This is a genomic window from Nocardiopsis sp. YSL2 (assembly GCF_030555055.1).
Taxonomy (GTDB): Bacteria; Actinomycetota; Actinomycetes; order Streptosporangiales; family Streptosporangiaceae; genus Nocardiopsis.
Genome location: NZ_JAMOAO010000001.1, coordinates 2,555,016 through 2,566,192, shown reverse-complemented (window position 1 = coordinate 2,566,192; position 11,177 = coordinate 2,555,016). Strand labels below are relative to the sequence as shown.

The window sequence follows — 11,177 nt, the reverse complement described above, 5'->3', positions numbered from 1 at the left end:
ACGACAGGGAAGGCACCATGACAGTGCGAGCAACGGCGCGCGTCCGGGAACCGGAGCGCGACACGGGTGACCGGATCGCGGTCATCGGCATGGCTGTCCGGCTCCCCGGGGCCGAGGACGTCGACGACCTGGGATGGCTGCTGTCCGAAGACCGCCACGAGGTGCGCCCCGTACCCGCCGGCCGGTGGGCGCGGGACCTGTACCCCGGGGTCCCCGGGCAGGGGGCCTTCCTCCCGGACGCGTACTGCTTCGACCACGAACGGTTCGGGCTCTCGGCGGAGCAGGCGGTCCGGCTCGATCCCCAGCACCGGCTCATGCTCGAGGTCGGGGCGGTCGCCCTGGAGGATTCCGGGCTGCTGGCCGACGGCGCGGGGCGGCGTACGGGAGTGTTCGTCGGTTCGCGTATGAACTCCTACGGATTCGAGCACGGACGGTCGGAGGGGCCGGGCCGGGGTCCGGAACGGGCCGCCGCGCTGTGGGGGCGCTCGCAGAACTTCGCCGCGGCCTGGCTGTCGGACCGCCTGGACCTGCACGGCCCGAGCCTGGTGGTCGACACCGCCTGCTCCTCGTCCCTCACCGCGCTGTGGCTCGCCTGCCAGAGCCTGGCCGCGGGCGGTTGCCGGACCGCCCTCGTGGGCGGTGTCGACCTGCTCGTCGACCCGCTGACCCTGGCGATGCTCACCAACGCCGAGGCCCTCTCCCCGCAGGGGCGGTGCCGGACCTTCGACGAACGCGCGGACGGCTACGTTCCCGGTGAGGGCGCCGTGGCCCTCGTCCTCAAACCGCTGCGCGCCGCCCTCGACGACGGCGACACCGTGCTGGCCTCGATCGTGGCGTCGGCCGTCAACAACGACGGCAGCACCATGGGCGTCACGACCCCGAGCCTGGACGCCCAGGTCGACCTGCTCTCCGAGGTCTACGCGCGGGTGGACGCCGCGACCGTGGGCTACGTGGAGGCCCACGGCACGGGGACGGCGATCGGCGACCCCATCGAGGTGCGGGCGCTGAGCGAGGTGTTCGGCCGGGCGGACGCCCGCCGGGGATCGGTGGCGCTGGGCTCCCTCAAGCGCCGCATCGGCCACCTGCACTCGGCCGCCGGTCTGGCGGGGGTCGCCAAGGCCGTCCACGTCGTCCGGTCGCGGACGGTTCCCCCCACCGCGGTCGCCCGCCCCAACCCGCGTCTCCGCCTGGCGGACAGCCCCTTCCACCTACCCGAACGCGAGGAGCGGTGGGGGGTTGACGGACCCAGGCGCGCGGCGGTGAGCGCCTTCGGCTTCGGCGGGACCAACGCGCACGCGGTCGTGGAGGAACCGCCGGAGCCCCCGGAACACGAACCGACGCCGGCGCTCCCCGGGCCGCTGGTGCTTCCGCTGTCCGCCGACACCCCCGAGGGGCTGCGTGAGCTGGCCGCGCAGTGGCTGGAACGACTGGAGGAGGCGCGGGACGCCGCCGACCTGTGTGCGACCGCGCAGGTGGGCCGACCGCACCGGCGCGTGCGGGCCGTCGTACGCGGGAACGACGCCCCGGAACTGGCCGCCGCGCTGCGGTCCCGGCTGCTGTCCCCCGACTTCCCCGGGACCCCGGAGGGCGGCGTCCGGGGGGTCGACTTCCGGGTACCGCGCGCGGACGCGCCACCCGAGTGGTTCGCCCGCCTGTGCTCGGCGCACCCGCCGGTGGAGGAGGTCGTCACCAGTTTCGAGGGGGCGGCCGGACTCGGCCGCGCCGACTTCACGGGCCGGCTGCTGGAGCTGAGCCTGGGGATCGCGCTGGCCACGGCACTCCGTGAGTCCGGCGTGGACGGGGAGTCCGTGGACCTGCCCGAGGAGTGGCGCCCGGTCGCCGCCCACGTGTGGGAGGGGGCGCCACTGGAGGAGACGGTCGCGCGGCTCCTCGGCCGCGAGCGTGACGCGTCCGACTCCCGACCCTGCACGGGGCCGGTGGGACGGCTGGCCGACCCCGGCGCGGACCCGGCGGACGTCCTCGACGCGGTGGTCGCGGAACTGTACGAGCGCGGTCACCGGATCGACTGGTCGCGTCGGCGCCGCGGCGGTTCCCGTATCCGGGCGCTCCTGCCCCGGGAGCAGGCGCACGGCCCGCACCTGGACCTGGCGGAGCCGCACCGGTCGGCCGAGCCGGGCGGCCCGGTGCGCTCGGAGTCCGTGGACGGTGCCGCCTACGCCTTCTCGCGTGTCTTCGGCCCCGGCGAGGAACCGATCGCGCAGCACAGCGTGCACGGGGACTTCATGCTTCCGGGAGTCGGATGGCTCGACTTCCTGGAGCAGGGCGTCCGGGCGCGGGGAGAGCACTTCGGGGGTCTGGAGGACCTCGTCTTCCACCGCCCCCTGGTCCCGGCGGACGGGGCGCGCCGGGTGCTGTGCTCGGTGGGGGCCGACGGCCGCTTCGAGGTACGGGGCGACGACGGCACGCTGTTCGTGACGGGGAGGTTCGTCGACCCCGACGAGGAGAACGGCGGGCGCACGGAACCGCTGACCGACCTGCTGGCGGAGTGCTCCGCCCCGCGCTCGGGGTCCGGGATCTACCGGTGGCTGCGCAGGATCGGCTACCGCCACGGCCGCTACTACCGGAACATCTCGTGGGTCGCCGCGCGCCCGGGCGGCACCCTGGCCCGGATCGAGGGTGGCCGCCAGCGGGTCCTCAACCCTGACCGGACGCGCCTGTACCCCGGCCTCCTGGACAGCGTGACCATCGCGGCCATCTCGCCCGACAACCCGGTCTTCGGGCAGAAGGACGCCCCCGCGTTCATCCCCCTGTCGATCGGGCGGCTCACCGTCCTCGGATCCCTCGCCGAGGCGGCCTTCGTCCGCACCGACGTCGCCTTCTGGAACGACGAGGCGTGCCGGTGCACCCAGGTGGTGACCGATGCCCGGGGCCGGGTCCTCCTGGTGCTGGCGGACATCACCGCCAAACGGGTCGCCCCGACCGCCTTCACCGAGGACCGGGCACCGGCGGAGGACACCGTCGGCGCCCCCAAGCCCCCACCGCCTCCGCGGCTCGCGCCGACCGCGGGGGCGGTGGGAACCCCCGACCCGGCCGCCCGGGCACTGGCCTGGTTCCTGGCCGTGACCGGGATCCGGGAGGAGGACGCGGACACGGAACTCCTGTCCGCGGGGTACGACTCGGCGGGACTGGTCGAGCTCAGCGACCGTCTGTCCCGCGAGTACGGACTGGACCTCTACCCCACCGAGTTCTTCGAGTTCCCCACACCGCGGGACTTCGCGCGGGACCTCGCGGAACGGGGTCCGGACGTCGTCGCCGGACTCACCGTGCCCACGGACCCGGCCCGGGGGGACGCGGCCCCCGAGGAGACCGCCTCGGCGGCGCCCCCGGAACAGGTTCCGCCCGTCCCCGAAGCGGTGGCCGGCGCTGCCCGTCCGGCCTCGGGCGCGGACGAGGCCGTCGAACCGCCGCCCGTCGCCGCGCCGCCGCCCGCGGGGGCCGCCGAGGCGGCCGGAGCGGGAGGCGCTCCGGCCGCGGTGATCGGCACCGCGTTCACGCTGCCGTGCGGGGACAGCGCGGAGGAGTTCTGGGACCTGCTGCGCGACGGGCGCGCCAGCGTCGGTCCGCTCCCCGGGTCCCGTGACGGCTCCGCCTTCGGCCCGGACCGGCCGCACGCCTCCTACCTGGAACGGGTCGACCTGTTCGATCCGGGGCCGTTCCGCCTGTCTCCCCGTGAGGCACCGCTGATCGACCCGCAGGCACGACTGCTGTACGAGACCGTGTGGCGGGCGTTGGAGGACTCCGGCCGCATGGGCGAACGGGCCCGGAAGGACCGCACCGGCCTGTGGGTCGCCTACAGCCACGACCACTACCACGAGGAGAGGCAGCGCGCCGGGATCCCGGACGGCAGGGGGCTGGGCCTGGAGGCGATGATCCCCAACCGGTTGTCCCATCTCATGGACTGGACCGGGCCGAGCGTCCTGGTCAACACGCTGTGCTCGTCGTCGCTGGTGGCCCTGCACCAGGCGGTCCGGCACCTGCGCACGGGGGAGGTCGACACCGCCGTGGTCGCCGGGGTCCACGCCGGTCTCAGCCCGGAGTACTTCCGCTCCATGCGGGACCTCGGCGCGCTGTCGCCCACGGGGCTGTGCCGGACCTTCGACACCGAAGCGGACGGGATGGTCCCGGGCGAGGGGGCGCTGGCGGTCGTTCTGCGGCGCCTGGACGCCGCCGTCGACGACCGCGACCGTGTGCACGCGGTGATCAGGGGCACGGCCGTCAACCACGGGGGCAGGACCACCCGCTACTCGGCCCCCAGCCCGCGGGGTCAACGGGACGTCGTCTCGGCGGCGTTGCGGGACGCGGGTGTGGACGCGGGCACGGTGACGATGGTGGAGGCGCATGGGACGGGGACGCCGTTGGGTGATCCGATCGAGGTGGAGGCGCTGACGGAGGCGTTCCGTGCTGATACGGACCGGCGTCAGTTCTGTGCGATCGGGTCGGTCAAGTCCAATATCGGTCATCTGGAGCCGGCGGCGGGGTTGGCGGGTCTGGCCAAGGTGGTGCTGGCGATGCGGCACCGCGTGATTCCGGCGACGTTGCATGTGGAGCGGCCGAATCCGCATATCGACTTCGCGTCTTCTCCGTTCTTCGCGGTGGGTGAGTCGGTGGCGTGGGAGCCTCCGGCGGGTGTGCCGCGTCGTGCGGGGTTGAGTGCGTTCGGGATGGGTGGTGTCAACGCCCATGTCGTGGTGGAGGAGCCGCCGGTCCTGCCCGACCGGACCTCGGACCTACCCCAGCAGGCCCACCTGCTCAGGGTCTCCGCCACCGACGAACCCACCGTTCGCCGGCTCGCCGCCGACTACGCGGACGCCGTCGGCGGGGCCGAACGCCCCGGCGACTTCGCGTTCACGGTGGACACCGCCAGGCCCTCGTACCGGCACGGGGCGGTCGTGGTCGCGGAGCCGGGCGACGTGGAGCGTGAACTGCGTGCTGTGGCTTCTGGTGAGGTGGCTGTGACTGCTGTGCGTAATCGGTCGGTTCCTACGGCGTTCGTGTTCACGGGGCAGGGGTCGCAGCACTGGGGGATGGGTCGGGCGTTGTATGCGGCCGAGCCGGTGTATCGGGAGGCGATCGATGAGTGTGAGGAGTTGTTGGGGGGCCATGTGTCGGTTCCCTTGCGGGAGGTGTTGTTCGGGGACGATCGGGCTTTGTTGGATCGGACCGGGTTCGCGCAGGTGGCGATCGTGTCGACGCAGGTGGCGTTGACGAGGTTGTTGCGGGGGTGGGGTGTGGTCCCGCAGGTGGCGATCGGGCACAGCTTGGGGGAGTTGTCCGCGGCGTGGGCGTGCGGGGTGTTCGGTCTGGGTGATCTGTTGCGGTTGACGGCGGTGCGTGCCCGGTTGATGCAGGCGCGGCCGTCGCAGGGGTCGATGGCGGCGGTGACGGGTCCGGTGGAGGAGACCGTGCGTCTTCTGGGGGAGTTTCCGGAGGTCGAGGTCGCTTCGTTCAACTCCGCTGATCATGTGACGGTGACGGGTCCGTCCGGGCAGGTCGCGCGGTTGGTGGAGGGTCTGGGTGCGCGTCGGGCGCGGTTGTTGAATGTCTCGCATGCGTTCCATTCGGCGCATATGGAGGGTGCGGTGGGGCCTTTCGCCGAGGTGTTGGCGCAGACGCCGATGCGGGTTCCGGGGGTGCCGTTGGTCAATGGTCTGACGGGGCGGTGGCATACGGAGGAGTCGGTGACGGATCCGGGGACGTGGGCGGCGCAGGTGCGGCGGCCGGTGCGGTTCCGTGAGGGTGTGGAGGCGGTGCGTGCGTTCGGGGTCGGGCATTTCTGGGAGGTGGGGCCGCAGCCGCATCTGACTCCGCATGTGCGGGCGACGGTGGGTCAGGCTGGTGCGGGTTGGTATACGACGTTGCGCAGGAACCACCCCGAACAGCGCGGACTCATGGAGCAGGCCGCGAAATACCACCGGGAGTCCGGAGCGGAATTGCGATGGTCCGCATTTCACGAGGGAAAGGGCGATAGCCTGACCGGCGTCCCGGGTCGCCCGATGCGTCGGAGAAGCTTTTGGATTCCTTCTCCGGAGAAAACGGACGCGCCCGTGTTCACCCAGAACACCGACGGTTCCAACGGCTCCCGGAGACCCTCCAACGGAAATCTCCGGAGTCACCCGCTGCTCGGGGACCTCGATATCCGAGAGGGAGCACAGTATGTCCAGTGAATACGGTCTGAAGAAACACTTCACCGGAGAGACCGCCACCATCCTGGGTGACAGCATCCGGACCGTCATGTCCGGTTTCGAGACGGCGGACTACGCGGCCGAGGTCGACCGCCGGATCCCGGACCTGGAGCTCAAGGACCGCGTCCTGGTCCTGTGCGAGGGGCTGCGCTCGCGCCTGCCCGACGAGTACCCGAAGGCACTGGAGGTCCTCCGCAGCACGCTGGTCGACGAGCTCCCCGAGGGGCAGGGGATGTTCACGGTGAGCTGGTTCCTCATGCCCGTGGCCCGGTACGTGGAGGAGTACGGCCTCGACCACCCGGAGGAGTCCCTGGACTTCCTGGAGGAGGTGACCCGCTGCCACACCGGTGAGTACGCCATCCGCCCCCTGATCACCGCCCACCGGGAGACGACGATGGCCCGCATCGCCCAGTGGGCGCTCAGCCCCAGCCACAACGTCCGGAGGCTGGCGAGCGAGGGCACCCGCCCCCGGCTTCCCTGGTCGGGCAAGCTGCCCTTCTTCATCGAGGACCCGGCCCCGGTCCTGGAGATCCTGGAGCCCCTGCGCAGCGACCCCTCCGACTACGTGCGCAAGTCGGTCGCCAACAACCTCAACGACATCTCCAAGGACCACCCCGGGACCGCCCTGGCGACCGCACGGCGCTGGACCGCCGAGAGCCCGACCCCCGAGACGCGGTGGATCGTCAAACACGCGCTGCGCACCCTCGTCAAGAAGGGCGACCAGGAGGCGCTGGCCCTGCTCGGTACCACCGGGGGCGAGCACATCAGGGTGCACGACCTGACGGTACGCCCGGGCGCGATCGGCCTCGGCGACACCGTCACCCTCAGGTTCTCCGTGGAGAACACCGACACCCGGAGGCACCGGGTCACCGTCGACTACACCGTCCACCACGTCCGCAGGAACGGGCGGCACATTCCGAAGGTCTTCAAGCTCTCCGACATCGAACTGGCCCCCGGAGAGGTCCGCCACCTGGAGAAGGCGCATCCGGTCCGGGAGGTCCAGACCCGCAAGTACTACCCCGGCGAACACCCCGTCGACATCCAGGTGAACGGTCTCACGTTGGCCACCGACAGATTCGAGCTCCTTCGATGAACGCCTTCCGCAACCTCGTGCGGCCGGACGAGCCGCTGGCCGCCGACCACGTGGTCGGCGGCCGGCCGGTCCTGCCCGCCGCCGCGCAGATGGACTCCCTGCTCACCGCGCTGGACGCTCTGGAGCCCGGCGGCTCCTGGCGGTTGGAGCGCGTCGGGCTGCTCGCTCCCCTCCACGTCCCCGAGGGCGGGGTCGAGGTGGAGACCGCCCTGGGAGAGGGCCGTGACTGCACGGTCCGCTCCCGCCCCCCGGGCACCGGACAGTGGACGGACCACGCCCGGGCGACCGCCGTGCGCCGCCCCCTGGGGCCGCCAGAGTACGAGGATCTGGCCTCCCTCACCGCGAGCTGCCCCGACGCGGTGGACCTCGACCGCTTCCGCGACTGGCAGCGGGCCAGCGGCATCACCTACGGGCCCACCTTCCAGGTCGTGCGCTCCCTGCGGTCGGGAACCGGGCGAGTGCTCGCCCTGCTGCGCACCGACGACCAGGCCGTGGGCTCCCACTTCCTCCCGCCTCCCCTGCTCGACGCCGCGTTCCAGTGCCTGGGCTGGATGGACGACGGGCGGAGCGGACTCTGCCTGCCCTGGTCGGTCCACGCGCTCTCCGTGCGCCGACGCGTCTCCGGAAGCGTGTGGGCGCTGGTCGAGAGCATCGGCGAGAGCCCCCAGATGGTGCGCGGCCGCGTCCGGTTCCACTCACAGCAGGGCGAGGTGCTGTTGGAGGCGGAGGGCGTCACCCTGCGTACGACCTCGGCGGACCCGTCCGCGTCCGCCCCCGGGCCCGCCGCACCGGTCCGCGCGGCCGAGCCCTCCCCGGCTGCGGGAACCGCGCCCGCGACCGCCGGGCGCTCCGCCGGCGGAGGGGCCGTCACGGCGACGGACGGGATCTCCCGTATCGCCTGGACTCCGGTCCGGCCCACACCGGAGCCTCCGCCGGAGGGGACGGCCCCGGTGGTCCTGGGCCCCGGGACCCAGGACGGGGACGTGCCCGCCGAGGCGCTGGAGACCGCGGACGAGCTGGTGTACGTCGCACCCTCCGGCGTAGCGGGTCCCGACGGTGCCCGCGACCTCGTACTGGACCTCCTCAGGACCGCGTCGGTGCTGGCGCGGCGCCGCCCCGCCCCGCCCCTGACGGTGGTCACCGACGGAGCCCACGGGAGCCCCGGGGCGGACCCCGATCCCGCGCAGGCCGCGCTGTGGGGGTTCGTGCGGAGTCTGCGCCGCGAGCAGCCCCGTGCGCGGCTGCGGCTGGTGGACACGGGCGGTTCCGGGATGTCCGCGCGGGAGGCGCGCTTCGCCGAACCGGAGCTGTGGCTGCGCGACGGCGTGTGGCACCGCCCCGAGGTGGAACCTCTCTCGGGCCCGGTCGGCGGACCGCGCGCGGTCCGGGGGCGCCGGTTCCTGGTGACGGGGGGCATGGGCGGTATCGGCCTGCATGTGGCCGAACACCTGGCGGAGCGGGGATGCGCCCACCTCACCCTCGTCGGGCGGACCGTTCCGGCGGAGGGCGAGCGGGCGGAGCGGCTGCGACGGCTGTCCGAACGCTGTGAGGTGGTCACCCTCGCCGGTGACGTGTCCGATCCGGCGCTGCTGGACGGCGCCGAGCGCTTCCACGGCGTCCTGCACTGCGCGGGCGTGCTGCGCGACGGCCTGGTCCGCTCGCTGGATCCGGGGGAGGCCGCCGAGGTCCTCCACCCCAAGGTCGGCGGCGTGCACGCGCTCATCGAGGGGCTCAGCGCGGGGCCACCGGAGTTCGTCGCCCTGTTCTCCTCCGTGGCGGCCGTCCACGGGAACCTCGGGCAGAGCGCCTACGCGGCCGCCAACGCCTACATGGAGGGTTTCGCCGCCGCCCGCAGGAGCGAGCACCTGCCCTGGTACGGCCTGTCCTGGGGCCTGTGGGAGGTGGGCATGGGCGAGGGCGTGGCCGACGGAGCCTCGCTGCGCGGGGTGCCCGTCCTCTCCGTGGACGCCGGACTGGCCCTACTCGACACCGTTCTGTCCCTGCCACCCGACAACTACGTCCTGACCCCGCCGGTCGCGACCCAGGAGGAAGAAATGCCCCCCACGCCGACCACCGACGACCTGTGGGCGCCGCTGCGCGACATCCTGTCCAGCGCCCTGCACCAGCCGGGGGTCACCCCGGACGACAACCTGCTGGAACTGGGCCTGGACTCCATCACGGCGGTGGAGGTCGGCGCGGCTCTCGGCGCCCGCGGGATCGACATCGACACGGCCGTCCTCTTCGAGCGGCCCGATATCCGCGACCTGCTCGCCTACCTGGCGGAGGCCGGGAGCGAGCTCACGACCGCTCCGCCGCGCCCGGCCGCCGCCCCCGCGGCGGTGAACACCGGGGCCCCCGCCGCACCGGCCGCGGCGCCGCCCGCGCAGGCGGGCTTCACCCCGCCCTGGGACCAGTACCGCCGTGAACCGGAACCGGGCCGGCCCGCCACCGGCGCGGCCCCCGCACCCCGCCCCCTGGCCGCCGACCGGGTTCCCGCGGCGCCCGCCGAGGCGCGGAGCGCCCCGGTCTCCCCGACGGCGCCGCCCCGGCCCCATGCGGCCCCACCAGTGCGGACGGCCCCGACCGCATCGACGGTCCCGCCGCGGACGCTCACGGCGCCGGCGCGGACCCCGGGGCGCACCCTGCCCGGACGCCTGGCCGACCGCCCGGAGGGGACCTTCCTCGACCGGCGGATCGACGCCCTGTCCGGCGAGGACCGCACGATCGTCGCCCGTGACGACTACTTCTACGAGCCCGTCATCGAGGCGGCCGAGGGACCGCGCATCCGCTTCGACGGGCGGTGGTTCATCAACCTGGCCTCGTACAGTTACCTGGGACTGCTCGGCCACGACTACATCGGCGCGCAGGCCCACCTCGCCGTGGACCGCTTCGGTACCGGCGCCCACGGCGTCCGGCTGCTGGCGGGCACCCTCGACCTCCACCGAGAGCTGGAGCTGACGATCGCGAGCTTCCTCGGCGCCGAGGACGCCATCGTCTACTCCAGCGGTTACATGGCCAACCAGGCGACCCTGGGCGCGCTGCTCGGCCCGGGCGACGTGGTCATCGGCGACGTGTACAACCACGCGAGCATCCTGGACGGCTACCGCATGTCCGGCGCGGACGTGGTGACCTACGCCCACAACGACCTGGGCGACCTCGAACGGGCCCTGCGCCGGACCGAGGGCGCGGGCCGTCTCGTGGTCACCGACGCCGTCTTCAGCATGGACGGTGACATCGCCGACCTGCCCGGCATCCTCGACCTGTGCGAGCGGCACGGCGTGCCGGTGATGGTGGACGAGGCGCACAGCATCGGGGTCCTCGGGGCCACCGGCCGGGGCATCGTCGAGCACTTCGGACTCGACCCCGCGCGCGTCGACATCAAGATGGGCACCCTCTCCAAGACCATCCCCAGCACCGGCGGCTACGTGGCCGGCTCCCGCGACCTGGTCTTCGCGCTCAAGAACAACGCGCGCGGCTGGATGTTCTCCGCCGCCGTCACTCCCGCGCAGGTCGCGGCCGCCAAGGCCGCCTTCGAGGTGATCGGCGCGGCCCCCGACATGGCCGAACGCCTGCGGCGTCTCACCGACGGGTACCGCGACCGCCTGCACTCCGTCGGCTTCGACACTCTCAAGAGCGCCTCGCCCGTCGTGCCGATCCTGTGCTCGTCCGCGGAGCAGGCCCAGGAGATGGCCCGGATGTGCCAGACCGACGGCCTGTTCGTGCAGCCGATCGTCTACCCGGCGGTTCCGCGCGCGCTGCCGCGGCTGCGCACGATCGTCAACCTCAGCCACGCGGCCGACGACCTGGAGGAGGCGGCCGCGATCCTGGAGAAGGCCGGACGTCGCCTCGGCCTCATCGGCTGACCCACGGCGCCGCCGGAG

The 11,177-nt window shown here is 73.2% G+C and carries 3 protein-coding genes; all 3 read left to right on the top strand.

Annotation, left to right across the window (positions count from 1 at the left end; all coding sequences use genetic code 11):
* Window positions 1-17 precede the first annotated feature (17 nt).
* Genes M1P99_RS11210 through M1P99_RS11200 form a run of 3 tightly spaced genes read left to right on the top strand, consistent with a single transcriptional unit; the run spans window position 18 to window position 11,159 of the window.
* Complete coding sequence (locus M1P99_RS11210; RefSeq protein WP_304452589.1) at window positions 18-6,185, top strand: type I polyketide synthase; 6,168 nt, start codon at window positions 18-20, stop codon at window positions 6,183-6,185.
* Window positions 6,175-7,296, top strand: a complete 1,122-nt coding sequence (locus M1P99_RS11205; protein WP_304452588.1) for a DNA alkylation repair protein — start codon at window positions 6,175-6,177, stop codon at window positions 7,294-7,296. The genes M1P99_RS11210 and M1P99_RS11205 overlap by 11 nt, the downstream gene beginning before the upstream one ends.
* On the top strand, window positions 7,293-11,159 hold the full coding sequence (locus M1P99_RS11200) for an aminotransferase class I/II-fold pyridoxal phosphate-dependent enzyme (protein ID WP_304452587.1): 3,867 nt from the start codon (window positions 7,293-7,295) through the stop codon (window positions 11,157-11,159). The genes M1P99_RS11205 and M1P99_RS11200 overlap by 4 nt, the downstream gene beginning before the upstream one ends.
* Window positions 11,160-11,177: the final 18 nt, after the last annotated feature.